This is a genomic window from Pontibacillus salicampi (assembly GCF_042434395.1).
GTDB classification, from domain to species: domain Bacteria; phylum Bacillota; class Bacilli; order Bacillales; family BH030062; genus Pontibacillus; species Pontibacillus salicampi.
In genome coordinates this window covers 30,807-56,903 of sequence record NZ_JBHLTP010000008.1, presented here as the reverse complement: position 1 = coordinate 56,903, position 26,097 = coordinate 30,807, and the positions used below count along the sequence as shown (strand labels likewise).

General features: G+C 39.7%; 27 protein-coding genes and 1 riboswitch. Of the genes, 8 read left to right on the top strand and 19 right to left on the bottom strand.

All coding sequences use genetic code 11. From position 1 onward, the window contains the following. Positions 1-104 precede the first annotated feature (104 nt). From ACFFGV_RS09860 to ACFFGV_RS09850, 3 genes are all read left to right on the top strand, one after another. Positions 105-602 carry a phosphatidylglycerophosphatase A family protein gene (locus tag ACFFGV_RS09860; protein ID WP_377347231.1) on the top strand — a complete coding sequence of 166 codons (498 nt, stop codon included), beginning with the start codon at positions 105-107 and terminating at the stop codon, positions 600-602. A gap of 346 nt (positions 603-948) precedes the next feature. Next, positions 949-2,505, top strand: a complete 1,557-nt coding sequence (locus ACFFGV_RS09855; protein ID WP_377347229.1) for a hypothetical protein — start codon at positions 949-951, stop codon at positions 2,503-2,505. 686 nt (positions 2,506-3,191) lie between these two features. Next, entirely contained in the window at positions 3,192-3,461 is a 270-nt protein-coding gene (locus tag ACFFGV_RS09850) for a hypothetical protein (protein WP_377347226.1), read from the top strand. A gap of 129 nt (positions 3,462-3,590) precedes the next feature. On the opposite strand, the gene nucF is transcribed toward ACFFGV_RS09850, so the two are convergent. Together nucF and hepT are read right to left on the bottom strand one after the other, a co-directional pair. After that, a complete protein-coding gene (nucF, locus tag ACFFGV_RS09845; protein ID WP_377347223.1) occupies positions 3,591-4,379 on the bottom strand; it encodes a 5' nucleotidase NucF in 789 nt (262 codons plus the stop codon). A gap of 28 nt (positions 4,380-4,407) precedes the next feature. After that, positions 4,408-4,845 (bottom strand): type VII toxin-antitoxin system HepT family RNase toxin, encoded by a 438-nt coding sequence (hepT, locus tag ACFFGV_RS09840; RefSeq protein WP_377347220.1) that lies wholly within the window; start codon positions 4,843-4,845, stop codon positions 4,408-4,410. 151 nt (positions 4,846-4,996) lie between these two features. Here hepT and glpX point away from each other — a divergent pair, with 151 nt between their 5' ends. From glpX to ACFFGV_RS09825, 3 genes are all read left to right on the top strand, one after another. Next, positions 4,997-5,965: a class II fructose-bisphosphatase gene (gene glpX, locus ACFFGV_RS09835; RefSeq protein WP_377347217.1), complete on the top strand. Its 969-nt coding sequence runs from the start codon at positions 4,997-4,999 to the stop codon at positions 5,963-5,965. Between the two features lie 19 nt (positions 5,966-5,984). Beyond that, positions 5,985-6,254, top strand: a complete 270-nt coding sequence (locus ACFFGV_RS09830; RefSeq protein ID WP_377347214.1) for a DUF3055 domain-containing protein — start codon at positions 5,985-5,987, stop codon at positions 6,252-6,254. A 64-nt stretch (positions 6,255-6,318) separates the two neighbouring features. After that, on the top strand, positions 6,319-6,606 hold the full coding sequence (locus ACFFGV_RS09825; RefSeq protein ID WP_377347210.1) for a cytosolic protein: 288 nt from the start codon (positions 6,319-6,321) through the stop codon (positions 6,604-6,606). A gap of 188 nt (positions 6,607-6,794) precedes the next feature. Here the strand turns inward: ACFFGV_RS09825 and ACFFGV_RS09820 are convergent, their stop codons facing one another. Then, positions 6,795-7,070 carry a YutD family protein gene (locus ACFFGV_RS09820; protein ID WP_377347207.1) on the bottom strand — a complete coding sequence of 92 codons (276 nt, stop codon included), beginning with the start codon at positions 7,068-7,070 and terminating at the stop codon, positions 6,795-6,797. Positions 7,071-7,227: 157 nt separating this feature from the next. On the opposite strand from ACFFGV_RS09820, the gene ACFFGV_RS09815 reads away from it, so the two are divergent. After that, on the top strand, positions 7,228-8,010 hold the full coding sequence (locus tag ACFFGV_RS09815) for a YhcN/YlaJ family sporulation lipoprotein (protein WP_377347205.1): 783 nt from the start codon (positions 7,228-7,230) through the stop codon (positions 8,008-8,010). A 135-nt stretch (positions 8,011-8,145) separates the two neighbouring features. Continuing rightward, positions 8,146-9,114, top strand: a complete 969-nt coding sequence (locus tag ACFFGV_RS09810) for a M23 family metallopeptidase (protein ID WP_377347438.1) — start codon at positions 8,146-8,148, stop codon at positions 9,112-9,114. A 38-nt stretch (positions 9,115-9,152) separates the two neighbouring features. Here the strand turns inward: ACFFGV_RS09810 and ACFFGV_RS09805 are convergent, their stop codons facing one another. The 16 genes from ACFFGV_RS09805 to ACFFGV_RS09730 all read right to left on the bottom strand — a co-directional run bounded on the left by ACFFGV_RS09805 (position 9,153) and on the right by ACFFGV_RS09730 (position 26,093). Continuing rightward, positions 9,153-9,257, bottom strand: a complete 105-nt coding sequence (locus ACFFGV_RS09805; RefSeq protein ID WP_377347202.1) for a methionine/alanine import family NSS transporter small subunit — start codon at positions 9,255-9,257, stop codon at positions 9,153-9,155. Then, positions 9,257-10,777, bottom strand: coding sequence for a sodium-dependent transporter (locus ACFFGV_RS09800; protein WP_377347199.1), 1,521 nt, complete (start codon positions 10,775-10,777; stop codon positions 9,257-9,259). Before ACFFGV_RS09800 ends, ACFFGV_RS09805 begins: the two co-directional genes overlap by 1 nt. 210 nt (positions 10,778-10,987) lie before the next feature. Further along, positions 10,988-12,535, bottom strand: coding sequence for a Na+/H+ antiporter NhaC family protein (locus tag ACFFGV_RS09795; protein ID WP_377347197.1), 1,548 nt, complete (start codon positions 12,533-12,535; stop codon positions 10,988-10,990). A 219-nt stretch (positions 12,536-12,754) separates the two neighbouring features. Further along, positions 12,755-12,939, bottom strand: a riboswitch (Lysine riboswitch). Between the two features lie 58 nt (positions 12,940-12,997). After that, a complete protein-coding gene (gene yunB, locus ACFFGV_RS09790) occupies positions 12,998-13,786 on the bottom strand; it encodes a sporulation protein YunB (RefSeq protein ID WP_377347196.1) in 789 nt (262 codons plus the stop codon). Positions 13,787-14,162: 376 nt separating this feature from the next. Next, entirely contained in the window at positions 14,163-14,474 is a 312-nt protein-coding gene (locus ACFFGV_RS09785; RefSeq protein WP_377347194.1) for a YunC family protein, read from the bottom strand. 238 nt (positions 14,475-14,712) lie between these two features. Next, positions 14,713-16,104, bottom strand: coding sequence for a bifunctional metallophosphatase/5'-nucleotidase (locus ACFFGV_RS09780; protein ID WP_377347192.1), 1,392 nt, complete (start codon positions 16,102-16,104; stop codon positions 14,713-14,715). Positions 16,105-16,116: 12 nt separating this feature from the next. After that, positions 16,117-16,947: a sulfite exporter TauE/SafE family protein gene (locus ACFFGV_RS09775; protein ID WP_377347190.1), complete on the bottom strand. Its 831-nt coding sequence runs from the start codon at positions 16,945-16,947 to the stop codon at positions 16,117-16,119. A gap of 153 nt (positions 16,948-17,100) precedes the next feature. Further along, on the bottom strand, positions 17,101-18,429 hold the full coding sequence (locus tag ACFFGV_RS09770) for a short-chain fatty acid transporter (RefSeq protein WP_377347188.1): 1,329 nt from the start codon (positions 18,427-18,429) through the stop codon (positions 17,101-17,103). A gap of 331 nt (positions 18,430-18,760) precedes the next feature. After that, positions 18,761-20,158, bottom strand: coding sequence for a Fe-S cluster assembly protein SufB (gene sufB / locus ACFFGV_RS09765; protein WP_377347186.1), 1,398 nt, complete (start codon positions 20,156-20,158; stop codon positions 18,761-18,763). A 34-nt stretch (positions 20,159-20,192) separates the two neighbouring features. Beyond that, a complete protein-coding gene (gene sufU / locus ACFFGV_RS09760; protein WP_377347184.1) occupies positions 20,193-20,636 on the bottom strand; it encodes a Fe-S cluster assembly sulfur transfer protein SufU in 444 nt (147 codons plus the stop codon). Next, positions 20,626-21,846, bottom strand: a complete 1,221-nt coding sequence (locus tag ACFFGV_RS09755) for a cysteine desulfurase (RefSeq protein WP_377347183.1) — start codon at positions 21,844-21,846, stop codon at positions 20,626-20,628. The genes sufU and ACFFGV_RS09755 overlap by 11 nt, the downstream gene beginning before the upstream one ends. After that, the gene (sufD, locus tag ACFFGV_RS09750; RefSeq protein ID WP_377347181.1) at positions 21,846-23,156 is read right to left on the bottom strand and encodes a Fe-S cluster assembly protein SufD; all 1,311 of its coding nucleotides are present in this window, start codon (positions 23,154-23,156) and stop codon (positions 21,846-21,848) included. Before sufD ends, ACFFGV_RS09755 begins: the two co-directional genes overlap by 1 nt. Positions 23,157-23,174: 18 nt before the next feature. Then, entirely contained in the window at positions 23,175-23,954 is a 780-nt protein-coding gene (sufC, locus tag ACFFGV_RS09745; protein WP_377347179.1) for a Fe-S cluster assembly ATPase SufC, read from the bottom strand. Between the two features lie 455 nt (positions 23,955-24,409). Then, positions 24,410-24,550: a YuzK family famiily protein gene (locus ACFFGV_RS09740; RefSeq protein WP_377347177.1), complete on the bottom strand. Its 141-nt coding sequence runs from the start codon at positions 24,548-24,550 to the stop codon at positions 24,410-24,412. A gap of 247 nt (positions 24,551-24,797) precedes the next feature. Continuing rightward, the gene (locus ACFFGV_RS09735) at positions 24,798-25,169 is read right to left on the bottom strand and encodes a carboxymuconolactone decarboxylase family protein (protein WP_377347175.1); all 372 of its coding nucleotides are present in this window, start codon (positions 25,167-25,169) and stop codon (positions 24,798-24,800) included. An 81-nt stretch (positions 25,170-25,250) separates the two neighbouring features. Continuing rightward, the gene (locus ACFFGV_RS09730; protein ID WP_377347173.1) at positions 25,251-26,093 is read right to left on the bottom strand and encodes a MetQ/NlpA family ABC transporter substrate-binding protein; all 843 of its coding nucleotides are present in this window, start codon (positions 26,091-26,093) and stop codon (positions 25,251-25,253) included. Positions 26,094-26,097 lie beyond the last annotated feature (4 nt).

Below are 26,097 nucleotides of genomic sequence, written 5' to 3'. Positions count from 1 at the left end.
TTGCACTTTATGTTCCTTGAAACACAGAACAAGTTTTGATTCATAAAATAAAGTGTAGGTTATATTAAGAGTAGATAGTCAATTTGAAGGAATAGGTGATAAACATGTCAGAAAAGAAAATGTCCGCTCTAGAAAAAAAGGCAAGAGAATGGTTAACCGAACGAGGTGTCACAGTCGATGACATGGCTGATCTTGTCTATTACTTACAATCAAAATATCATGATGAATTATCTTTAGATGAATGTCGACATAACGTAGAACGAGTTATCTCTAAACGAGAAGTTCAGAACGCAATTGTGACAGGCATTCAATTAGATGTTCTTGCCGAAAAAGGCATGCTGGAAGCTCCACTTCAGCAAACTATTGATTCAGATGAAGGATTATATGGGGTAGACGAAATTATTGCATTATCAATCGTTAATGTATATGGCTCCATTGGATTCACTAATTACGGCTATATTGATAAACAGAAACCAGGTATTCTACAAAAATTGAATGATAAGTCAAATGGCTGTCATACATTTTTAGACGATATTGTTGGTGCCATCGCAGCAGCTGCCTCCAGCAGATTAGCCCATAGTGTAGAAAACGAGGATGTTTAAGGGTATTCCCTTAGGCATCTTTTTTTTAGCTAGCTCTACTCTGAAATGACTAAAGGTAAAGACACTGTCCTGAAAGCGAGTGTTTCTCTGGCCATATCTCCTCTAATAAACGTAATAGGCCACTCTCTAACTGAACTTCCAATCTTCCACTATCTCCCCATTAAATAGATTTACTTTCCATCAACAGTAGCTTATAACAGAATGTCATTAAGAATTCTACAAGGAACGAAAGGAAATCCCATCTAAATCCCTTCCATTAATTAGTGAAACGTTATAAGATAGTAAAGCGTATCAATATGTAAGAAAATTTTTTATATTAACACTCTTTAATGGTTAGGAGGAGATTATGAAACAGTTCTTTAAGAAACGGCTGTTTTGGATAGTACCCCTGTGTATCGTATTGCTATCCTTTGGTTTTGTGTTCTTTCAACAAATAGAAGCTATTTCAAAAGGGCCCGCTGCGGATTGGAGCAGAAAGATTCCGCTTGGAGAAACAGCTACAAGTCAGCCCCCTTATCAGTACCAGAATAATAATGAACATCATCTCGTACAGCTAGTGGATGGCAGGCTGGTGACTACTACTTTGGATAAGAACCTACATATTATTGGCCAAGACTCCATTCCTTCCCCTTTTCAGAAGTGGCGTTCATTTTACTATCAGGGAGATGCTCTCCTTTACTTTGACAACAAACAAATAAAAAGTGGTCAAGGTGATGTCATTACAGATGCAGAGGAGTTCCACCCTACTCCTAATGGCGTAGTGTATCAACATCAAGGTGATATTTATTCCTTAGACCCAGACAATTTTGAGACCACAAAACTATTTACCTTACCAAAAGGACATACATTACTTCCGATCCAGAAGTATAAAGAACCTTCTTCTCTTATTTTTACGTATCGTAGCGAGGGAAATACATTAGAAACCTCCTTATACCAACTTAATGAAAGCACCTATTCTAACGTACACAATGAAGACATGCAGTTTGAAGGGACGGAAGAAGTTTCAGAGGTCAGCATGGCGTACGATGAGGATAATATATCGGTGTTGGTTCAAACGGAAAAAAGGAAATTCAATAATCTAATCAGCGAATCACACTACCTTTCCCAAACCAAACGCTCTAACCCTTCCTTTAAATATGAGGAAATAACACTTCCAGACCCAATTACACATGATCAGCTTGAAGAAATAAGAGATGTACATTCTATCTATAAAGAAGATGGATTTCATGTACTGTTTAAGGGCTATGGGAATACAAAAAGGAGCAATACGTCTACTTCTTCTTTTAATGTGTATGAACTAAGTAAAAAAGATAACGAAGTAGAGGTAGGCAGAAGAAGTCATTCATACCGTCTTGTATCCAATCCAGTATATATCAATGAAAATAGTATAGTGTGGAACGAAATGACAGACCCCCGCACTATGTATGTCTCTTCTTCCAAGAAAGAAGTTATTGATGCAGCAAAAGGGTACACAAAGGATGACGCTCTCATAGCGCTGGGAAATGCAATGAGTATGTATTCTAGAGGTGTATTAACCATATCTCTTGTTACCCATTGGTTCGTTTGGCCTCTTGTCTTTTTTGCTATACTGTTTTTATTTTTTAAACGATTTACAGATGAGGATAAACGATGGGTATTATATGCAGCGATTGGGATATATATGGCTGCTTCGTTCATGTGGAAGAATCACTTTTTCCTGCCTTCCTTTGAACGATATGCTCCTGATATCTTCACCTTTACAGGGAGCTCCTATGTCCTCCTCCTTTTCTTTGCAGTTATATCGTATTTATGTCTGCAGTTAACTAGTAAAGAATGGGGATCAGCACTGAAGGCTACTTATTTTATTGGAGTTCATATCACCTTAGTGGTCTTTATCTTAGGACCATACGTCATAATGTTTTAACGATTACTCTTTACATTAACGCTGTTCCATATTATGGGGAGATAGTGGAAGACCCGGATTCGAGATAATTTGGAAGGAGTATATAAAGAGCAGTTGATTGGGCTGGAATCACTCCGCTTTCCTACGGACGAACGGCTGAGCCTCCTCAGTCGGCAAAGAACGCCGCCTTCCGGGGTCTCTGCTCATTCGTTTTTCCGAGGGAGTCTCCGTGATTCCAGCCCAATCAACGCTAAAAGGAGCTTTCTTTCTCTAGCTTCGAGAACCACTCAAATAGGCTCAAGATGAAAAGTGCAAGAAACGGAATAAAGAGTAAATGACATCTAAACATTAATATAGAAGCATCTTATCTGATATATGGTCCGTTTCTCCCAATACGGAAAAGGTATGGTCTAAAAAATGGATGAGCCTAGCACCCGCAGAAAGCGTCCTTTGCTGTCCGAGGAGGCTCAGCCGCAAATAAGGAAGTTCACCTAAAAGCGCTACATCCTGTAGCAACGGTGAACGCCCCCACGTCGTGTGGGGCCACAGGAAAGCGGAGCTATTTCTAATCAATCAACTCGCCTTTCAGCAAGGAACCAACCTTATCTCGACTTCAAGTCTTCCACATATGGGCGCTTTAACAGGGATATTTAGTTTTACCAATACATTAAAATCAAGAGCAATTCCCTATGAAGAGAGGTGATTACATGATTCTAGATATATTCTCGAATATTTGTATGTCTATGGTTATGTTTATCCGTGATAATCCAAAAGATGAGAAGGTTAATAGAAATATTGAACTGTTGAGAGAAACAGAATGGTTTGAGGGTATTTATGCTCAGAATGAAGAATTATTTAAGAAAGATGAGAATCTGCGATATATCGTTGGATGGGCAAAGGTAAAGAAATCATTAAGCAATGAGAAAAAAACACGTAAGCTACAGAAGAGGATATTAGAAGCCATTAACGAAGGGTAATGATAAAATTAACACTAGGACATACAAATTACTCTTTCAAAAGCTCACAGTGGCTGTTGAAAGAGTAATGATAGTGTTGAAGCATAATCTGGGAAAATGGGAATGGAAAAGGAAAAATAGAGCGTTACTCTATTCCCCCTTCATGTTATATAAGAAGCTTGTCCATTCTTCCAAAGTCTTTATAGAATAGGTTGGTTGTTCATCAAAATGGGACAAATGCTCTTTTTGCGTTACACCAGTTTGAACATGAAGTGTGTCAAATCCTGCCTTAATTCCTGCCATTATATCAGTATGATAATTGTCCCCCACCATTAACACTTCATCCTTGGTGAGACCAATTTGTTCCATTGCCTGCTCCATTATGATTGGTTCAGGCTTGCCGATAAATATAGGTTGTACTCCGGTTGAAATAGTAATTACAGAAGTAAGTGACCCGTTACCTGGCAGCATTCCTCTCTCGGTCGGTATGGCTACATCACTATTAGTTGATAAGAAAGCAGCTCCATTTCGAACTTGTAAGCATGCCGTTGCTAACTTCTCATAGGTTATGTCACGATCAATTCCTATTACCACATAATCACAATATTCTTCCGTGAGGAGGTGACCTTCTTGTTCTAATGCAGAATGAAGCCCCTCTTCTCCTATAGCAAAAACCCGTGCCTGCGACGTTTGGTCAGATATATAGCTTGCCGTTGCCATACTGGTTGTAAAGATCTGCTCTTTTTCAGCTGGAATATGAAATGTTTGCAGCTTGTCAGCAATCTGTTCTGGTTTTCTGGAGGAATTGTTTGTCACAAATAAATGAGGGATTTGGCTCTCCTTTAGGGCTTGCACAAATGCAGAAGCAGCATCTATGGGTTCTGACCCTTTATACATTGTTCCATCTAAGTCGATGAGATATCCTTTATATTGCTTCATATCATGTTTCTCCTTCATAATGGGATAACTATTCGTTGGTGAATGCGGATACGGGTCCTAGTTCATTGTCTAAATAATGGCGGATATGTGTGCTAAATTGCTTTAAAGTAATTAAATGTGCATCTATAGTAGATGTAAGATGAGTGTCATCGATATCAAAATACTCCCTGACCAATAATTTTCGCAAGCCAATGATTTCCTTATACGCTTTTTCATCTTGATGTGGCAGCACTTGTTCATCTATTAGGATATCGATAATATCATCATAACTGCCAGGGTCTCTCATGATAAACCCATCTATCATCATGTTTCCAACGTCGACAATAGACTCAATGGACATGTGAGCAAGTCTCTCCAGTGCCAATTGCTTTATAGGCGAATCAAAATTCTCTTCTTGATAATGGGCTAATAGCCGGTCCATATATTGTAAAATTTTTTCTATTTTGGATCGTTCCACAAAATACAATCTTATCCGCTCCCTTTCTATTACACATAAAATAATACCTAAAAATATGATATCATACTCTCTTGCTACACAAATTTATATTAACCATTTAAGTTTTTGTGATTTTTTTGCTATAGTTATACATGGAATTTAGAGAAGCGGAGGAAACTATATGGATCGTGAATTAGCTCTAGAATTAGTACGTGCCACAGAAGCAGCAGCAGTGAGCTCAGCCCATTGGATGGGAAGAGGAAAGAAGAACGAGGCGGATGATGCAGCAACGACTGCCATGCGTTCCATGTTTGACTCTATTGCTATGGAAGGAACAGTAGTCATTGGGGAGGGCGAGCTTGATGAAGCCCCTATGCTATATATAGGAGAGAAGCTTGGGACAGGAGAAGGTCCTGCCGTAGACATTGCTGTCGATCCTTTAGAGGGTACCAATATAGTTGCTAAGGGACATAATAACGCAATGACCGTAATCGCAGCTGCAGATAGAGGTTCACTCTTGCATGCACCTGACATGTATATGGAAAAAATTGCAGTAGGTAAATACGCAAGAGGTAAAATAAATCTAGAAGACCCTATTGAGAGAACGATTGATATTATTGCAAAGGCTAATGATAAGCGCGTGCATGATGTAACAGTCATAGTTCAGGAACGTCCAAGACACCAGGAATTAATTGACCGCATTCGTGCCAAAGGTGCCAGAGTTAAATTGTTTGGCGATGGTGATGTAGAGGCATCTATTGCTACCTGCCTACCTCATACAGGTATTGATTTATTCATTGGTACTGGCGGTGCTCCAGAGGGTGTTATCGCAGCTGCTGGGGTTAAATGCCTCGGTGGAGATATGCAAGCAAGACTAGTGCCTCAAGACGAAGATGAAGCAGAGCGCTGCCGTGAAATGGGCTTGACAAACCCGAGTCAGCTCCTCACTCATAATGACCTTGTAAAAGGCGACGATGCTATATTCGCAGCTACTGGAGTTACAGAAGGCGAATTGTTACGTGGAGTTAAATTCTTAGGCGGCGGCTTGGCTGAGACAGATTCCATCGTTATGCGAGCTAAAACAGGAACGGTTCGTTTTATTAAAGCAAATCATCACCTGGAGAACAAATCTCACTTATTTAACAAATAAGTAAAGGGGGATATTTAAATTGGCAGATGAGCGTTTTTTTCTATATGATGACACAGAGGATACAAAAACTAGATTTGTCAGCTTTAGTGGCTCTTCTCATCGTTACGATTTAGCTGTGATGACTTCGGATAGGTATTATGGGAAGAAGATTGTCATCGACCTTCAAGGCAGCCATTACGCAATCCTTGGACAAGATGATGTAGAGGAAGAAGGATACTTAGAGCACGCCTACAACCTGACAGAAGTAGAAGCAGAAGAACTTAGGGAATTTCTAAGAGAAATTATTTGATTCCCCTCCTTGCAACATAAAAAAACCTCCATCCGTTCACACTAACGGAAAGGAGGTTTTTTTCATGGCCAAAGATAAACGCTATTCTGATTTTGCAAATGTGGAAGCAATGCGAAATTATGTTACACCAGAACAGCTTCCGGAAGGGCCTTATGGAGCTCCTCGGAATAAAGATAAACCCGTTGAGAATAAAAGCACACCGTGGCGTGAAGGTCAACGCTATTATAGTGCCTTTAACTATGAGAATAAATCATTGCACGAAGACTTACCACGACAGGATCCAGCATCTCATCCAACTCACGACCATCCAGATGAAGATGTAAAACCTTCTCAAGAAACACAGAATCAATAAAGCTGTCGAGAAAGTCTAAAGCGTATTCCATCATAGAAAAAAGCTCCCTTTCCTCTTAAAGGATAAGGAGCTTTTTGAAATGGCAAAAATAGGACCATAAATCGTGACATTCAAAAAACCAACCCACATATCACCATTTATAAGACAGCATACAGAAAAACAAAGGGTTTTCTTCATGAAACCCTTTGTTATTGGTCTACTTTTTTCATAACGAAATACGCACAGCCAAAATTACAATACTCCAAAAGATAATCCTCTAATGTACTTATTTTGGTATCAAAGGTAGCCTTTGGATTTTGATCATCAAAAAAACCGCGAAGACGAAGTTGTCCATAACCCCAATCCCCAACAATAAAATCATATTTGCTTAATATATCACTAAACCGTTGTTCCACGGATTCCTGTTGAAAACCTTCTTTTTCATCGTGGAGAATGTTATATGTTTTCCCTTGAATTTCAACCATCTTCATCACCTCTTAGCTATATACAGTGTATCATATTTTGGATTTTTTTACTTTCATCTTTCAGATCTGTACAACATTTTCTAGCATGAAGTTTTTATATTGACTAAAGCTAAAGAACAGGGAGAGGTCTATACAAATTTCATAGGAGGTTTTTCCATTGAACTATAAATCCTGGATGGTAGCTGCAGCTTGTTCAGCCTCTTTATTTATTAGCGGCTGTGGGATCAATAATAATGAATCGGCAATGGATGTAGATGATGCTGATCAATATAACTCATGGGGCTATAATAATGGCAAGAACATGAACAATGGTACTGAAAATGAACGCTATGGCATGGGAATGAACAAAATTAATACAGGTGAAAATGACCCTAATTCCTATGACAATGCCAACTATACTTCAGTGAAGAATGATAACAATAATAATGCAGCTGCAGATCGTTTTGGCTATTCCCGCTACAATGAAGATCAGGTAGCAAAAAGTGAAGATGAAATTCGGTATGCTGTCATTAATCGGGAGAATGTATCCGATTTAATTACTCGCATGATGCTGCAAGGTCAAGGTATTAAAGATGCTGCAACGTTAATTACTGACGCAGAAGCTTTAATAGCTTATACCCCAAATGGAGAAGTAAATCGAAATGAAGCAGCAACCGTTGCAAAGAAAACAGCAATGTCTGTTCTTCCTCGTTACTATGAAGTATATGTAACAGATGAAGAAGGCGCTCACAAGGATTTAGCTTCCTTAAGTAATTTAACTACCGATGATAACAATTACCGTAAATCCCTTGAAAAGACCATTGAACAAATGCGCAAATCTCCACAGGGAGAAGCAATGTACAATGATGAAACCATGTCTAAAAAAGATAAGCGTGATCTTAAACAAAAACAAATGAGTGATATGCAAGAGAAATCCTATGAAATGAATAAAGATAAATAAGAGCCTAATCCCTGGGTACATTTAATGTCTCAGGGATTTTTTTGTGCTCTGCTAAATATATTTACCAATTATGATTTCTTCCTCATGTCGCACAATATAGGTAGGACTATGAAATGGAGGTGAATGGAATTGTTTATGAAAGCGTTACTAGCAGTTGCTGCACTTATACTTATTCCATTCCATGTTAATGCGAAAGAAGAGGGCAATCCATACGAAGAACGCATGGTGCTCTATCACAATATGGAGGCACTCACTCATGTTCCTTGGTATTATTTAGCTGCTGTCGATCAGTATGAACGAAACATTCAAAAAGAGCCTGCTTCTAAAGACTTAATTTCCATTACCATTCCACCAGAGATTTGGAAGGGAGCAGGCAATCCAAATCAAACCAATGTCGTTTCCAAGGAAGAAGCTACCCTCTTTAATGGAATTGGAAAGGACGGAAACGGGGATGGAGTCGCCGACCGTTCTAACGATGCTGATATACTGTACACGGTAGCTAACTGGATTAGTGAATATGGAAGCACGGAGCAGGATGTAAAGATTGCTTTATGGAAATTGTATGAACGCGATTTGACCGTTCAATCCATTATGAATACAGCCAAAGTATATAAAGCATACAATACCATTGAGTTAAAGGACCATATATTCCCTGTTCCATTATTTCACAATTACAGCTATCGGAATACGTGGGGGGACCCTAGAGGGTTTGGCGGCAGACGAATTCATGAAGGGACAGACATTTTTGCTAATTATGGCGTTCCTGTCCGTTCTACCTCCTATGGTGTGGTGGAAATGAAGGGCTGGAACCGATATGGAGGCTGGCGCATCGGGGTGAGGGACATTCATAACATATACCACTACTTCGCACATTTAAATGGATTTGAAAAAGGAGTAAAGGTAGGTCAAGTCGTCAAACCTGGGGATGTCATAGGGTATGTAGGCGCGACAGGGTATGGACCTCCGGGTACCTCCGGTAAATTCCCTCCTCATCTGCACTATGGGATGTATAAGGATAATGGGTATAGTGAATTTTCCTTTGACCCCTATCCGTCCTTGAAATCTTGGGAAAGAGAAACTCATAAGCTGAAAAATAAAAAGTAAAAAAACATCCTGGTAGAAGCCTACCAGGATGTTTCCATTTAATTTGCTTTTGCTTTTTTGATGGCGGTTGTAATGCTTGCAATTAAGCCTCCCCAAATGATGAGCATACCGACAACCATCATTACTATAGCGCTCCCTGTCATTATTGCGCCACCTCCTGATCTTCTTTTGATTGATCATTACTGGAGCCTGTTGCTTCTAATGGCCACTCCTTAACAGTAAATAATGCCCCTACAACCATTGCTCCAATTGCTACGAGCCATCCATACGTAAATAGGAAGTCTAACGGATATCCCTCATAGCTATTTGTAAGCTCTGTACTTAAGTTTTGAATCATCATATATCCAAGGACAGCTGGTGTAATAACACCTAGACAGACTCTCCACCACAGTCCAAGCTTGATATCAGACACTTCGTTGGCATGATTTTGAAGATCCTTAAGCCCTTTGAAGAACCAGGCAATTGCTACTACTTCAAATAAACCAGCGAGCGCCACACCATAACTCATAATAAAGTGGTCTACTGTATCAAGGAGCACCAGACCTCCTTGTGTTGCATATGCGAGGGATATCAGTGCAGCAAGTCCCCCTCCAAACACAACAGCGGCAGTCCTAGAAATATTGAACTTTTCAGAAACAGAGGCTACATATGTTTCTGAAATAGAAATGAGTGATGACAATCCAGCAAGTACTAAGGAAGCAAAGAATAAAAATCCAAAAAATGGAGCTAAAGGCATCTGGTTAATAATTTCAGGGAATACCACGAAGGCTAAAATGATTCCCCCGTCGACAATTTCAGTAACTGGGGTACTAACCTGACTTGCCATAAATCCAAGTGCAGCGAAGACTCCAATACCAGCTAATAATTCAAAGGAAGAGTTCGCAAATCCCGTTATAAATGCATTATTGGTTATATCTGATTTCTTCGGAAGATAGGAAGAATAGGTAATCATAATAGCAAATGCGATGGATAAACTGAAAAATATTTGTCCATAGGCCGCAATCCATACACTTCCATCTGCTATTCTACTCCAATCTGGTTTAAAGAACGTATCCAAACCGTTAACGGCACCTTCCAATGTAATCGCGCGAATAACAATAATTAAGAATAATACCACAAGCGTCGGAATGAAAACTTTATTGGCAATCTCTATACCTTTCTTTACACCTCGAGATAGAACACCAAGGACAATAACCCATACTAGAAGAAGCGGTATTAATATCTTAGGCACCATATCTCCAAAGACACCTGGATCAGCCATGTTCAGGAAATCGGATAAAAAGAATCCCTGTGTATCGCTTCCCCAATCTAAGCCAATTGCGTACCAGGCAAACATCAACGCCCAGGCGATAATCACAGCATAATACGTAGAAATGACAAAGGAAATGGCGACTTGCCACCAGCCAATCCATTCAAAACCTTTGTTCATTTTATTAAAGGACTTTGGAGCAGATCCTCTTAGTTTGTGACCGATGGTATATTCCATAATAAGAATAGGAATACCCGCAGTCAGCAGGGCAAACAGATACGGAAGAAAAAATGCACCGCCGCCATTTTCATAAGCTGTTGCAGGAAACCTCCAAATGTTTCCTAGTCCAATCGCCGAGCCCATAGCAGCCAGCAAGAACCCTAACCGTGTTCCCCATTGTGAGCGATTTTCCATGTGAACCTCCCCTTTCACTTCTCTCCCATGCTATAAACGTATGCTCGTATCATGAGAGAATGTACTAATTTTTCTTTTTTTCTGAATATTTGTTCGGTTGCTTGTATTATACCCACAAGGCCTTCTAAATGTAAATAAATTTTTAGATTTTTCAGTAATTTCAAGAAGTGTAAAAAAAGACCAACACACCAGTCTGTGTTGGTCCTTCCCTTATGATGTTATTCTCGATTTTGGTCTCCCCATTAACACAATTACTAGTACAACAGCTAGCGTTGCAGCCAAGGAAAGAATAGTACTAGTCGTAAGCGCAAATAACAAGTACCCTAGCCCTGAAGCAAGCGCTCCTATAAACGCATATGGCAGCTGGGTCATTACGTGATCAATATGGTTAGATCCAGCACCAGTAGAAGAAAGAATGGATGTGTCCGATATCGGAGAACAATGATCTCCAAATACACTTCCTGCTAGAACAGCAGCCAGTGCTGGCAGGAACATCTGGACGTCTGTATTTACGGCAATTTCCCCGGCAATAGGAAGCATAATACCAAATGTTCCCCAAGAAGTACCAGTAGCAAATGCCATAATGCCGGCAACAAGAAAGATTAGAACAGGCAGGTAAGAAGCTTGAATATTAGCTGCCTCCACTTGTTCAGCTAAGAAGGTTCCTGTACCCAATGCTTCAATAACGGAACCAATCATCCAGGCAAGTAAAAGAATATAGATGGCTGGAAGCATTGATTTCATCCCCTCGAAAATAACCTTACCGGAAGAGGATTTCGGGGAAGGCTGAGGCAGATATAATATAAGTCCACTAATCACAGCAAATAGCCCGCCAAAGAATAATGATTTATTCACATTGGTGGAAGCAAAGATAGACAAAATAGTTACTTCCCCTTCTGATCCTTGAATACCGGTAATAACCATAGCAGATACAGTAGCAACTAAAAGGACAGCTATTGGAACGATTAGTTGAAGAACTTTTCCATTGTTATGGTCTGTAAATTCACTATCCAAATCTCCAGGCACCTCTTTGCCCTTTGTTAACAGTTCCCCGGTTTGCTCAGCACGAATTTCATGTCTTTTCATAGAACCAATATCAAATTTCGTTAGTATGGTTAAAAACACTAAGAAAATAGCGGCAAACACATAGAAATTCAATGGAATCATTTTTATAAATGCTTCTAGCTCTCCTATTTCTGTAAGCCCCTGAGCTGTAATAATACTGCCTAGTGTACCAATAATGAAAGCTCCCCAACTGGAAATAGGGGATATAACGGTAATAGGTGCAGAGGTAGAGTCAATTAAATAAGCGAGCTTGGCGCGAGACACTTTATACCGATCTGTAAGTGGTCGTGCTACTTGCCCAATGGCCAAGCTATTAAAGTAGTCATCAATGAAGATAATAATTCCAAGTATAGCCGGCATCATTTGGGCACCTTTACGGGTGCGGATACGCCCTATAGCCCATTCTCCGAAGGCTCTGCTCCCACCAGATGCAGTCATGAAAGCAGTGGTGATGCCAAGTAACAATAGAAAGCTTAACAAATAGAGGCTTCCCCACTGTACTGCTCCATCAGAGTAAAATATAGTGTAAAAGGTAGTCCAGATTTGATTAATAGAAGCTAAGAACTCATAATCGTTCAGCATAAATGCCCCGACTAGAATACCAGCTCCAAGGGATATTAATACCTGCCTAGTTGCTAGAACAAGGACAAGCATTATGAGTGGTGGTAATAGTGAGTAAATCGTTCCTTCCATCTTTGTTCCCTCCTGTGGTTAGTGTTATCCTTCTTTGTTATGTTTATGATGAGAAGGAAAGGAACGATGGACATGAAGATGCAGTTACTGAAGTACACATCCAGAGAGACGTGTAAGGTGTGGAAAAAGAGGAATAAAAAAAAGCAGGCATGATAGAGTCAATAACCTATCCATACCTGCTTTTATCTTCTATAGCAAATATAAGTGTTATCCTCCATTACGATCAGTAGCGCATCATGCAATCCATTCGTTCGGCATGCATGACAGTATCTTCCCTGTTCAGGAATATACCAGCATAATAAGAAAGACACCTTATTACACTTCGGCATATAGCCCTTTCGCCAATCCTCTTCGTTGTCATCCTCCGATTGGTTACTTTTGCTATACGCACCTCTACCTCATCGATATGATAAGGTCACGCAAATTCAATTGTATTAAGACGTATATAATAGTATCAATTAATTAAGGAGAAGACAAGGGCCCTGACGGAATTTCTATAGATGGATCTATTCCCCCGCTCCCCGATCCCCCATTAAAATATGGGACCTTACCTTGAATAGAATTCTTCGCAACTAGTATGTCCGTTTTCACATGGGTAGTTTCAGTGGAAAAAGGTAAAACAATTCTTAGCCTTACTTCTACTTGTACATTCACTTCAAATGCAAGGTTATTAATTCCCCATTCATGGAATTTTTTAATGACATTGGTTTCTACATCTCCAATTGTTTGAAAGTGAACAGGAATTTCAGGACCTAGGTTTGCAAGTAATGCATTGTTGGTGGCCTGCCCTAACGGTATTGTAGTAAGGGTAGGCTTCTCCTTTACTTCCTCTTGTGTGGATTTCTCTTCTTCATTAATATCAATGTCCAGACTACTATCTACAGGCTCTCCATTTTCGAGTCTTTCTAAATACTGCTGCACTCGAAAATATGTATCCCTTTGTACTTTATTTATGGTTACTGGATTCCAAGTCACAAAGACTGGGTTTCCTTCCGAATCTTTATCAATATTAACCATTTCCCTTGGGTCTAAATCTTCTGCAACCTTTTTATTTACTGCCTCAATAATCGCTTTTCTAGCCAGCTGTTCTGTTTTAAATTGTGCTATTTCCATTATTTTTGGTTCAATACTACGGTTAATAAACCATAGACTTCCAAACGTACTAACAATAAAAAAAAGAAACGTAATAAACACGATTTGACCTGGCGGAGGTGGTGCCATTGGTTTATGACTTCCTTTATACTTCCTCATAAAAAACCCCCCTCTCCTAAAACGTATGCTAAAGAAAGAGAGGGGTTGCCTTAATTATTTAATTTGTCCTATCTTTTTATTTCGTTTCTGCAGGTTTCCATCTTTGCACACAATTCATGTAAATGTATGAAATGTCTAATTACATTAGCACTAAATGAGTCCCTTCTTCATTGTAAATCCTTTTTTAAAAAGCATAATTATAGAGTGATTATTGATAATAATCCTCTAAGCGTAAATGCGTACATTAATTAAAGTCACTTAAATTCATTACATGTTTTTCTAAACGATAGGGAAAACAGAAAAAGAACCTATTGCTTTTTCTGCAATCAGGCTCTTTCTCCACTATGCCTTCATATAACGAATAACATTAAACTGCTCAAGCTTTTTCAACGAGTTTTAACAGTGCATCTTTCCCAACCATTCCTTCTTGCCATCCCCATTTTTTCGATCCTATTGTCACCTTTTCCAGAGGAGCATGGAGGAGATCCTGAATACTCCTAACTCCTACAGCTCGCCCTGCTATTATATCTCTGTCTGCCAGCTTTTCATTTAATAAATCCACGTCTAGTGCACCGCACATAATATAGCCGTTCTCGTTCATGACAACTAACAGATTTGTTTTAGGGATTTGCACCGAAATAGCAGTAAAAGGATGACCATCAATAAAAATTGGTTCCATTTGCATCATTACTACCACTCCTTTCCCCTACACAGTATGTAAGAGACAAGTTCATGGTGTATTGGAAGAAGCTTAAGTTATGCAAAAGCTCTGTTCTAGATTGTTCCATATAACAGGGAGATACCCCTCTTTACATAAAAATACCTTCACTACATGTCTAGAGAATGAACAGTAACCACGCTTATTTAAGCATAGAGGAATCAATAAAAAAACACTAGACTGATGATAGTCTAGTGTCCTTTGATAGTTACGAAATTCTCATTAACGTGTCTGCTAGCAGGTCCCTAAGGAGCTCTGGCATATAATAGGTTTTATCTCGACTGTTCGCAATCTCAGGTAAAATCTTTCCGAACGTAAAGGTGTCTGCTGTTGCTACATAATAGGTTTTATCAAAATCAACAGGCTCTCCCTGAAGAAGTACTTTTCGAACGAATTCATTTCCTTCATCATCACGAGCTACGGATACCTCTAACCCAGCATAGACCATCCGGCCGAGTATCTCTCCTCTAAAGCCAAACCCTTTTAGCTTAAGTTCCATAAATCGCTTAGTGTGCGCCTGACGAATTACTTCAAGCAATTCATCTCCTTTTAAAGATACCTTACACGGATTCATTGGATGAGGGCAAATGCTATGAATATCCCCTCTAGTAACTGCTCCTTGATGGAAACCTTCCAGCAATACCCCTGCATTTAGCATGGCACAATCCGCTTCTGTCCAAGTTCTTAATGTCTCTACTAGCTCTTTCATTATAATAGTTTCTTGAAACCAATGAACCGGTAGAGGGGCAGTAAGATGGGTAACTGGCTGATTCAGTATGGAATTGGCCTCTTCTAAGTATTGCTCTAACTGCTTGGTTGTTTCCTCATCTTCTGCTTTATCTGTTATCTCATAAGCATATGCTTGTTTCTTATTTAATTGTTCTGCAGTTACATCCCAGTCTAATATAACCTCTCCAATATATACTCCGTGCTTCCCTGCTGCCGTTAGAAGGGTGTTCTCGACCCATTCTCCATCCCTAAACAAATGATGAGTATGCCCCCCGATAATGACATCAATCCCGGGGTACCTCCTGGCTATCTCCTGATCATCATTAATGCCTAAATGAGATAGCAGAACAATAATATCTGTCTTCCCTTGAAGATCCTCTAAGAGACGGTCTAGCTCATCAAATGGGGAGGATATGTCCCAGCCTAGAAGTCCATAAAAGGCCTGAAATGGTGCAGTTAACCCTATCATTCCTACTCTTGTGCCTTGATTTGTGGTTTGAATAGAATACGACCTCAACCATTTAGGATTTGGTCCATTTTGATTATTTAAATTAGCTACTACTAAATCGAAATCCGCCTCTTCGTACAACGAATATAAATCTTCATGGGTTAGAGTAATTCCCTCATTATTGCCAATGGTTGCAACATCATACTGAGCATTATTTAATAATTGAACGTTTGCTTTCCCATGTAACGCTTCGGCAATAGGATGAAATCGATCCACATGATCACCAATATCAATAAGGAACATGGTTTCCCCACGCTCCTGGTGATGCTTTCTTCTTTTTTTCCAATGTCCAACTATTTTAGGCCAATTTTCAAAATGGCTATGTAAATCGTTAGTATAGTATAGAAATATTTTTTCATCCATACAATCGACTCCTTACGATAACCCTTCCCAAATCAATCGTACACCAATTAAGATAAGAAGAATCCTTAAAATCCAGACAACTGTCTCACTTTTCATTTTCTGGTTCACTTTCGCTCCAACTCTGCCTCCAATAAATGCCCCAGGTATAAACAGCATAGTATAATACCAATTTATATGCCCAAGAGCGATGTGCGTGGCAGAGCTTATTATACTTACAAACAATATCATAAACATGGACGTCGCCGTAGCTATGTGTGGAGGAAAACCGAATAACAGCATCATAGCTGGAACCATAAGCGACCCTCCACCTATTCCAAATAACCCCGATAAAATGCCTACCCCAAAAGAGAGTAAAACGGCCCATAGAACAGGTATAGAGTAATGATACGTCGTCCCATCTAATTCCACAGAACGTGCTTGTCTCATTATACTACCTTTTGCAGGAACAGAGGTGTCTCTCTTTACCTTGATAAATAAAATAGAGGAAACCAGAATCATTACTGCTCCGAAATAGAGGTTAAATGACTTTGCATTGATAAATTGGTTTAGCCAGGAGCCAAGAACGCCGCCTGGGATGCTGCCAATTAGAAAGAGTAACCCACTTTTGTAGTCTATGCGTTTGCTTTTTCCATAAGAAATCGTGGAAGATAATCCTGTAAACACCATAACAGCCAAGGATATTCCAACCATTTTTTGAGGTGTTACCCAGGAAAAGGAATCGAAAAAATGGTTTAAAAATAAAAGGCTCGGTATAAGGATCGTACCACCGCCAATACCTGCAATGCTTCCTATAAAGGCTGTCATAAAACCAACTATAATAATAAATAGCGTAACCAATTCCACAATTCCTCTCTATAGTTAACTTTACTCCCCCTCTATCTTACCATCTATATATGCGGAATGACATTATTCGAAATGCAATACTATTAGTTGTATTATGCGATAGAAAAAAAAGAAACATGCTAATCCCAGTAAATAGAATCAGCATGCTTTTTATTATAAAAATAATAATCCTAACGAGATAATGACTCCACTCACGATAAGTACAATAAAACAAAATCCCATTATGTCCTTTGCCTTCAAGCCTGCAATGGCCAAAGCAGGTAAAGCCCAGAAAGGCTGGACCATATTCGTCCAGGCATCTCCCCATGCCACAGCCATGGCTGTTTTCGGAGTCGGAACACCGAGCTCTTTTGCTGCATCTAACATTATAGGCGCTTGAACTGCCCATTGACCACCGCCAGAAGGAACAAAGAAGTTAACTATACCCGCACTAAGAAATGCAAAAAAAGGGAAGGTAAAATCAGATGATATACTGACGAACCACTGAGACATTTCCGTAGCTAAACCGGAGGCCACCATCATCCCCATAATTCCCGCATAGAATGGAAACTGGATGATAATGCCGCTGGCTCCTTTTACAGCATCCTTTACCGAGTCAATAAATCGTCTTGGTGTACCATGGAACACCAAACCAAGAAATAAAAAACCAAAGTTTACGATATTTAAATTCAAAGCAAATCCATTTTGGACAAAATAATAAACGAGAAAAGCTATACCTAACCCACCGGTCACTACTGCTAAGATGGTACTATTCTCTAAGCGATCGGCAGGTGTCCACTCACTCGCTTCCATTGTAGCTGCTTCAGCGCGTGGTTCCTCTTGAAGAGTAGCAGGATCAATATGTATTGTTTCCTCCTCAGATGGTGCCATCCACCAGTTTAACAATGGTAAAATGAGAAATAGGACAGCCACAATAATAAGATTAAACGAGGCAAAGATTGTATCACTTGTCGGTAAAACACCTATTACATCAGCTGTAAAGTGATCTGGAGTAGCTATGGTTAAAGGAATAGAGCCCGCTAAGCCAGCATGCCATATAAGGAATCCAGAATAGGCGCTTGCAATCAACAGCCGATAATCTACTTTGTTCACGTGTCGTGCTAATTCCTTAGCAAATAACGCTCCAATAACAAGACCAAAACCCCAATTGATCCAGCTAGCAGCCATTGACACGATTGTTACAAGTACAATTGCTTTTCCCGGAGTTTTTGGGAGCTTGGCAAGCCCCTGTAACACCCTGTTAAAAAACGGGCTGCTCGCTAATACATAACCCGTCACCAACACAAGCACCATTTGCATGGAAAAGGAAAGAAGATCCCAAAATCCCTCTCCCCAGTATTGAACCATCTGAACAGGTGTACTATTCGTAACAAGTAATCCTAGTCCCATAACAACCATTGTAAGAACCATAACAAAGACGAACGGGTCAGGTAAGTAACGCTGCATTAATTTGTTTGAAAGATGAATAGCTCCTTTTAACATGTACACTCCCCTTTAATTAAGCGCTTTCAAAATAGTGTTTTACATTCTGCCTAGTGATCATTTACTGTTCTAACTTATCAGATTTTTTGTTATTATTCAAAATATTATTAATACTTGTATGAGAACTGAATGTAGTTCTTCAAGAAGTATAATTCAGGCAGCAATTCGTTTACCAATTAAAGATAGCACCATACTCTGCGTCACCTATGCAAAGCCTAAAAAAAGTGAGGATGGGAGCCATTTTCATCTGATTTTATATCAAATATAGATTTCAATCGTCCAATAAAAAAACCCCTGCCATGAACGAATCATGTCAGGAGTTAGTCAATTATTAACCGATAGAACCTTCCATTTCAAATTTGATTAGACGGTTCATTTCAACTGCGTATTCCATAGGAAGTTCTTTCGTAAATGGTTCAATGAAGCCCATTACAATCATTTCTGTAGCTTCTTCCTCCGAAATACCGCGGCTCATTAGATAAAATAATTGTTCTTCTGATACTTTAGAAACCTTCGCTTCGTGTTCCAGAGAAATGTTTTCATTCATAATCTCGTTATAAGGAATCGTATCAGATTTAGATTTATTATCCATGATGAGGGTATCACATTCTACGTTAGAGCGTGCTCCCTCTGCTTTACGCCCGAATTGTACTATTCCACGATACGTTACATTACCACCTTGCTTGGAGATGGATTTAGAAACGATGGTAGAAGATGTGTTTGGAGCCTGGTGAATCATTTTAGCCCCAGCATCCTGATGCTGTCCTTTACCAGCAAGTGCGATGGATAGTGTCATACCACGTGCACCTTCGCCGGCTAGAATAACTGATGGGTATTTCATCGTAAGCTTAGAACCTAAGTTACCATCTACCCATTCCATAGTACCACCTTTACCTGCCTTAGCACGCTTAGTTACAAGGTTATAAACGTTGTTAGCCCAGTTCTGAATCGTAGTATAACGGCAATAAGCGTTGTCTTTCACGTAAATCTCAACAATTGCACTGTGTAGAGAGTTGGTCGTATAAACTGGTGCTGTACAACCTTCTACATAGTGTACTGATGCTTCTTCATCAACGATAATCAACGTACGTTCAAACTGTCCCATATTTTCAGAGTTAATACGGAAATAAGCTTGTAGCGGCGTGTCTACTTTTGCACCTTTAGGTACATAGATGAAGGAACCACCAGACCAAACTGCAGAGTTAAGGGCAGCAAACTTGTTATCTGCTGGAGGAATGATTTTACCGAAGTACTCACGGAATAGTTCTTCATTCTCCTTCAATGCTGTGTCTGTATCTTTAAAGACGATACCTTGACTTTCCAAATCCTCTTGCATGTTATGGTACACTACTTCAGATTCGTACTGAGCAGAAACACCTGCTAGATATTTCTGTTCTGCCTCTGGGATACCGAGTTTGTCAAACGTCTGTTTAATTTCTTCCGGTACTTCATCCCAAGAGCGTTCAGATTTTTCAGATGGCTTTACGTAGTACGTAATCTCATCGAAATCCAGCTCGTTTAAATCGCCGCCCCATTGAGGCATAGGCATTTTATAGAACTGCTTCAGCGCTTTCAAACGGAAGTCAAGCATCCATTCAGGCTCTTCTTTTTGACGAGAAATCTCACGGACTACTGCTTCTGTAAGGCCACGCTCTGTACGGAAAATAGAAACGTCTTTATCCGAAAAACCATATTGATATTCGCCAATTTCCGGTTCTTTTTTAGCCATACTATATAACCTCCTTCAAGTAATTAACCCAAAGCTATTCGGCTTCTTCCTCTTCTACACCTTGTTCCATAGCTTTCCATGGCAGTGTAGCGCATTTAATGCGGGCAGGGAATTTAGCTACCCCCTGCAAAGCTTGAATATCTCCTAGATCATCCATATCCACATCTACTTCTTTTCCTTGCATAAGGTCAGAGAAGATGCCAGACATTTTCACGGCCTCTTCTACACTTTTACCTTTAATAGCCTGAGTCATCATAGATGCCGAAGAAAGGGAGATGGAACAGCCTTCTCCATCAAATTTAGCATCTACCACTTTATCATCTTCCACTTGCAGTTGTAGCTCAATTCGATCTCCACAAGTTGGGTTGTTCATATTTACGGTTAAATGGTCCCCTTCTAATGCACCTTTGTTACGAGGGTTCTTATAATGGTCCATTATTACTTGTCTGTAAAGTTGATCGAGATTGTTAAAAGACATCTCCGAAAAACTCCTTCGTCTTTTGTAATCCATCCACAAAAGCATCTACATCTTCTTTTGTATTATACATATAGAAGCTTGCTCTTGCTGTGGCCGAAACGTTCAACCACTTCATTAAAGGTTGAGCGCAATGGTGACCAGCACGAACTGCTATGCCTTCAGCATCAAGAACGGTAGCCACATCGTGTGGGTGTACTTCATCTAGATTGAAGGTAACAATACCAGCTCTTTCCTCTGGTCCATATATTGTAACACCTTCCATGGACTGTAGTCGATGGATAGCATAATGTGCCAGTTCTTTCTCATGCTCTTCTATAGCATCGAGTCCAATTTCCTCAAGGAAATCTATTGCAGCTCCTAAACCGATTGCCCCAGCAATAATCGGCGTTCCGCCTTCAAATTTCCAGGGAAGCTCTTTCCAGGTTGAATCGTACCAGCCGACGAAATCAATCATTTCGCCGCCAAATTCAACTGGCTCCATTTCTTGAAGAAGCTTTTTCTTGCCATAAAGAACACCTATTCCAGTTGGACCACCCATTTTATGCCCTGAAAAGGCAAAGAAGTCGCAATCCAAATCCTGTACATCCACTTTCATATGTGGAGCACTTTGCGCTCCGTCCACGAGCATAACAGCACCGTGTTCATGAGCAATACGGGCAACCTCTTTAATAGGGTTAATAGCTCCCAGGACATTAGAAACGTGCATCATAGCAACAATCTTAGTGTTGTTTGTAATAGTTTCTTTCACGTCTTCAAGAGAAATTGAGCCGTCCTCTTGTAGAGGGATGTACTTAAGTGTTGCGCCAGTCGCTTTAGCTGTTTGCTGCCAAGGAATAATATTACTGTGATGCTCCATTGGTGTAATGACAATCTCGTCACCAGCTTGGAGATTATTACGTCCATAGCTATAAGCAACTGTATTAATGGAAGTAGTGGTACCTCTAGTAAAGATGATCTCTTGAGTACTCTTCGCATTAATAAATCTTCTTACTTTGTCTCTAGCACCCTCATAGCCGTCTGTTGCCTTTGTTCCAAGTGTATGAACACCTCGGTGAACATTAGAATTGTATTCTCGGTAATATTGATCTACCGCATTTATTACTCGGTCTGACTTTTGAGAGGTAGCTGCACTGTCCAGGTACACTAATGGATGGCCGTTTACTTCCTGTTGAAGAATAGGGAAGGACTGGCGAATTTGTTTCACATCCATTAGTAAACCTTCCTTTCAATTACTTCACGAAGTTGGTTCTTAACCGCTTCAATCGGCAATTGCTTTACAACAGGTGCTAAGAAGCCGTGAATGACTAAGCGTTCTGCTTCATGTTTTGGAATACCGCGACTCATAAGATAGAACAACTGAATAGGATCTACTCTCCCTACAGAAGCTGCGTGCCCCGCTGTAACATCATCTTCTTCAATAAGAAGGATAGGGTTAGCATCCCCACGCGCATCCTTGCTTAACATTAGTACGCGAGATTCCTGTTCTGCATTGGATTTTGTAGCACCATTGTGAATTTTACCCACACCATTAAAGATAGAGCTTGCTTTATCCTTCATAACTCCATGCTGAAGAATATAGCCTTCTGAGTCTTTACCGTAATGAATAATATTGGTTGTGAAGTTTTGCTTTTGTTCACCGCGGCCTACCGTAACAGTTTTTGCATCTCCATATGCATTGTCGCCCATAAGGTAGGTAACGTTCTCACTTACCGTATTCCCGTCATTCATCTGCCCAAGTGCCCATTCTATTCGTGCATCTCTATAAGCAACCCCACGACGGTTCATGTACGTAGTAGTCCCTGGAGCGAAATTATCCACAGCGCCAAAGGAAACCTTAGCGTTATCCTTTGCAATTACCTCAGTAACAACATTGGCAACCGTTTCCTCAGTCTGGTTGTGAGAAATGTAATTTTCTACATAGGTTACAGAACTTCCTTGCTCTGCTACTACGAGAACATGGTTAGTTAAACCTGCTTCAGGATCTTCCTGCCAGAAAATAGATTGGATAGGCTGATCTACTTGCACATCTTTCGGTACGTACAAGAAAACCCCGCCGTTCATTAACGCAGCATGAAGAGCCGTTAAACGGTTTTCATCCGCATGAACACCATCTGTCATATAATATTGTTTCACTAATTCGCTATGCTCAGCCATTGCTGTGAAGATATCCGTAAAGATAACACCTTTATCTTCAAGCTCTTTAGAAAGTGTCTTATAAGCAACAGTATGATTACGTTGAATAACTAAGTTATTTACTGTTGTCTCCTCGTCCAAGAAATTGGTAATGGACTCAGGCAGATCATCAAGTGAATCGATAGTTTGCCCTTCAACCTCGTGTTGGAAACGAGAAAAGTTCCATTTATCGATTTTTGTTTTATCAGGCTTAGGCATTGGTAGCGAATCAGCTTGCTCTAAAGCATTTAAACGTAATTCTGTCATCCATTTGGGTTCATTACGCTTTTCTGAGTATTGAGTAACATATTCTTTATCATATGGAAGTTGTTGAATTTCAACAGTCATCTTATTCCTCCTAACTGATTACGCTTCTACCGTTTCATCTTCAATGCCAAGCTCTTGTTTAATCCAGTCATATCCTTCTGCTTCAAGGCGTTGCGCAAGCTCTGGACCACCAGATTTAACGACACGTCCTTGCATCATAACATGTACTTTATCTGGAGTAATGTAATTTAGAAGACGCTGATAGTGAGTAATGATTAAGCAGCCAAACTGTTCATCACGCATTTTATTGATACCTTTTGCAACTACTTTTAATGCGTCGATGTCTAAACCAGAATCGATTTCATCAAGAATTGCGATTTCAGGTCTAAGCATCATTAGCTGAAGGATTTCATTACGTTTCTTCTCACCGCCGGAGAACCCTTCATTTAAATAGCGCTGCGCCATATTCTTATCGATATCTAAATAATCCATATTGCTATCCATTTCTTTAATGAATTTCATTAGATTAATTTCGTCGCCTTCTTCACGACGGGAGTTGATGGAAGAGCGTAAGAAATCAGAGTTTGTAACTCCGGAGATTTCGCTCGGATATTGCATAGCAAGGAATAGACCTGCCTTCGCACGTTCGTCTACTTCCATCTCCAGAACATCTTCTCCGTCTAGAGTAATAGTTCCACTAGTAATTTCATATTTAGGGTGTCCCATAATAGCAGAGGCAAGCGTAGACTTACCTGTTCCATTTGGTCCCATAACGGCGTGGAATTCACCACCATTTATCGTTAAGTTAACACCTTTTAAAATTTCTTTTCCTTCAATTTCTACGTGAAGATCTTTAATTTCTAGAGTTGATCCTGCCATCTCAATACCTCCAATTTCATTTCTAATATGTGCTTCGACTTGAGGACCTGGTGCTACCATTCTCAATTTATTCTCAATCACAATCTTATATCAAATTAAAATTATTATCAACTGTTTTACTTTTGAGAAGAGGAGCAAAGTGAATTTATGAGAATGTATCCGGGTTTTTTCATTATTATTATCTCCTAATACCCTACTTCCATATGATAACAAGTTCAGTACTACATGAAAACAGCTCCTGCAACATCATGCCCTAAATGTAAAATAAATATAAATAATAAGCCCTGTTATAGATCAAGCTTGATGCTAGATTCATTCATATAAGAAGGAGATAGCACTTACATCTTAATAGCATTTTGTTTAAGATCAGGTGAATTTTTATAACCAAGCTAAAAAGGCGAAATGAATAATCATTTCGCCTAGCTTTTATATTTTTATTCTCTTTGTTGTATTAATTAACGATGAATGAGTCGGTCCACTTCTGCTACGATCCGTTGGCCTGCTTTAAAGTCCTCTTGACGACGCTGCTCCACTTTCAAACGGGAGTCAACACAACGGCTATACTGCTCGTAGCCAATGCCATGCGATTGATGCATTGCTTTCTCCATTTCACTTGTGTAATTCAAGTTCAGTTGGTCACTAATAGTGAATCCTTCCCTTCAGAATTAATATCAATTATTTACGCCTTTTAGTCTACCACAGAGGAATTACCCCTACAAAAGGCATTTAAACCTATTTTCCCCTCTGCGCAAGAGAAATATTTCCAACTGAACTATTACCTTTTCCCTTCCTACAATTCATCGCAAATACTCTCATTTACTGCTTATTATTCATGATTTCAGATTATTGCTTATATTGTTGCATTTCGTCGATGCTTTCCTGTACTAAGGTAACTGCTTGACTTAATGCAGCACCGCCACCGAATGCAGCCGCTACTCCACATGCTTCCATCATCTCTTCTTGTGTTGCCCCTTGATCTAAGCATCCTTTTGTATGATAAATCATACAATACTCATCCTGAGCAACTACACTTATACCTAGTGCAATGAGTTGTTTTTCCTTTTGGGACAATGTACCTTCTGTAAAACATGCTTCTGTAAATTGATTAAATTGATGCGCTACATCCGGCATTTGCTTCTCAAATACTCCCATGCCATGTTTGTAATGAAATAAAGCCTGCTCTGTTGTACTTTTTGGTTGATGTTGTTGTTCCATAAAAAAATCCCTCCAGGATAGAATTTATCTAACGATAGTATGACCAGCACACCATCTTCTATCCATAGAGGGAAAAATTGTTTATTCACTAACCGGGACTACGGCCCCGTTATATTTTTCTTCAATAAAGGAAGCAATTTCCTCCGATTGAAGCACTTCTAATACTTTCTGTAATGCTTCATTATCTTTGTTGTCAGAAGTCGTAACTAATAGGTTTGCATACGGAGACTCAGAGCCTTCCATAAATAAGGAATCTTCCTTCGGGTTAAGGCCTGCTTCGATAGCATAATTTGTGTTGATGGCAACTAAGGAATCTTCTTCACGCTCATAGTTCTGAGGAAGCAGCCCTGCATCAACATCAGCCGAGAACTGAAGATTTTTTGGGTTTTTAGCGATATCTTCTATTTTTGCATTTTTCTTACTTACGCCTTCTTTTAATTCAATAAGGTCTTTGGATTCAAACAAAGAAAGGATTCGACCATGGTCTGCGACGGAACGACTCATGATCACTTCTGTTCCTTCTTTTATGTCTTCTACACTTTCAATATTTTTGGAATATACTCCCATAGGTTCGATGTGCACTTTACCTAAACTTACAAACTCATATCCAAACTCTTCTTTCTGATCCTCTAGATATGGAGTGTGCTGAAAGAAGTTAGCATCAATTTCTCCACCTTCTAAATCTTTATTCGGTAAAATATAGTCTTGGTATGTTTGAATGTCCAACTCCACGCCCTTGTCTGCAAGCACCGGTTTTGCTTCTTCCAGAATTTCAGCGTGTGGCGTGCTGGATGCGCCAACAGTCACCTTCTTTGTTTCTTCTGAAGAGCTGTCTCCTCCTTCTGAGGACTCTCCAGATGTTCCACAAGCTGCTAAGACTAAAATGAATAAGGAACTAATCAATACGGTAAGAATTTTTTTCATCCTA

What these genes read in the sequence shown, in the direction of transcription:
- ACFFGV_RS09735 (WP_377347175.1), bottom strand. Translation starts at nt 25,169, where the DNA reads ATGGAACAACAACATCAACCAAAAAGTACAACAGAGCAGGCTTTATTT.
- ACFFGV_RS09805 (WP_377347202.1), bottom strand. Translation starts at nt 9,257, where the DNA reads ATGACAGGGAGCGCTATAGTAATGATGGTTGTCGGTATGCTCATCATT.
- ACFFGV_RS09740 (WP_377347177.1), bottom strand. Translation starts at nt 24,550, where the DNA reads ATGCATCAATCGCATGGCATTGGCTACGAGCAGTATAGCCGTTGTGTT.
- ACFFGV_RS09785 (WP_377347194.1), bottom strand. Translation starts at nt 14,474, where the DNA reads ATGATGCAAATGGAACCAATTTTTATTGATGGTCATCCTTTTACTGCT.
- ACFFGV_RS09855 (WP_377347229.1), top strand. Translation starts at nt 949, where the DNA reads ATGAAACAGTTCTTTAAGAAACGGCTGTTTTGGATAGTACCCCTGTGT.
- ACFFGV_RS09795 (WP_377347197.1), bottom strand. Translation starts at nt 12,535, where the DNA reads ATGGAAGGAACGATTTACTCACTATTACCACCACTCATAATGCTTGTC.
- ACFFGV_RS09780 (WP_377347192.1), bottom strand. Translation starts at nt 16,104, where the DNA reads ATGGATGAAAAAATATTTCTATACTATACTAACGATTTACATAGCCAT.
- ACFFGV_RS09820 (WP_377347207.1), bottom strand. Translation starts at nt 7,070, where the DNA reads ATGGTTGAAATTCAAGGGAAAACATATAACATTCTCCACGATGAAAAA.
- ACFFGV_RS09800 (WP_377347199.1), bottom strand. Translation starts at nt 10,777, where the DNA reads ATGGAAAATCGCTCACAATGGGGAACACGGTTAGGGTTCTTGCTGGCT.
- ACFFGV_RS09730 (WP_377347173.1), bottom strand. Translation starts at nt 26,093, where the DNA reads ATGAAAAAAATTCTTACCGTATTGATTAGTTCCTTATTCATTTTAGTC.
- sufD (WP_377347181.1), bottom strand. Translation starts at nt 23,156, where the DNA reads ATGACTGTTGAAATTCAACAACTTCCATATGATAAAGAATATGTTACT.
- ACFFGV_RS09850 (WP_377347226.1), top strand. Translation starts at nt 3,192, where the DNA reads ATGATTCTAGATATATTCTCGAATATTTGTATGTCTATGGTTATGTTT.
- ACFFGV_RS09770 (WP_377347188.1), bottom strand. Translation starts at nt 18,429, where the DNA reads ATGTTAAAAGGAGCTATTCATCTTTCAAACAAATTAATGCAGCGTTAC.
- glpX (WP_377347217.1), top strand. Translation starts at nt 4,997, where the DNA reads ATGGATCGTGAATTAGCTCTAGAATTAGTACGTGCCACAGAAGCAGCA.
- sufC (WP_377347179.1), bottom strand. Translation starts at nt 23,954, where the DNA reads ATGGCAGGATCAACTCTAGAAATTAAAGATCTTCACGTAGAAATTGAA.
- ACFFGV_RS09825 (WP_377347210.1), top strand. Translation starts at nt 6,319, where the DNA reads ATGGCCAAAGATAAACGCTATTCTGATTTTGCAAATGTGGAAGCAATG.
- sufU (WP_377347184.1), bottom strand. Translation starts at nt 20,636, where the DNA reads ATGTCTTTTAACAATCTCGATCAACTTTACAGACAAGTAATAATGGAC.
- sufB (WP_377347186.1), bottom strand. Translation starts at nt 20,158, where the DNA reads ATGGCTAAAAAAGAACCGGAAATTGGCGAATATCAATATGGTTTTTCG.
- yunB (WP_377347196.1), bottom strand. Translation starts at nt 13,786, where the DNA reads ATGAGGAAGTATAAAGGAAGTCATAAACCAATGGCACCACCTCCGCCA.
- ACFFGV_RS09810 (WP_377347438.1), top strand. Translation starts at nt 8,146, where the DNA reads ATGAAAGCGTTACTAGCAGTTGCTGCACTTATACTTATTCCATTCCAT.
- nucF (WP_377347223.1), bottom strand. Translation starts at nt 4,379, where the DNA reads ATGAAGCAATATAAAGGATATCTCATCGACTTAGATGGAACAATGTAT.
- ACFFGV_RS09860 (WP_377347231.1), top strand. Translation starts at nt 105, where the DNA reads ATGTCAGAAAAGAAAATGTCCGCTCTAGAAAAAAAGGCAAGAGAATGG.
- ACFFGV_RS09755 (WP_377347183.1), bottom strand. Translation starts at nt 21,846, where the DNA reads ATGGATGTGAAACAAATTCGCCAGTCCTTCCCTATTCTTCAACAGGAA.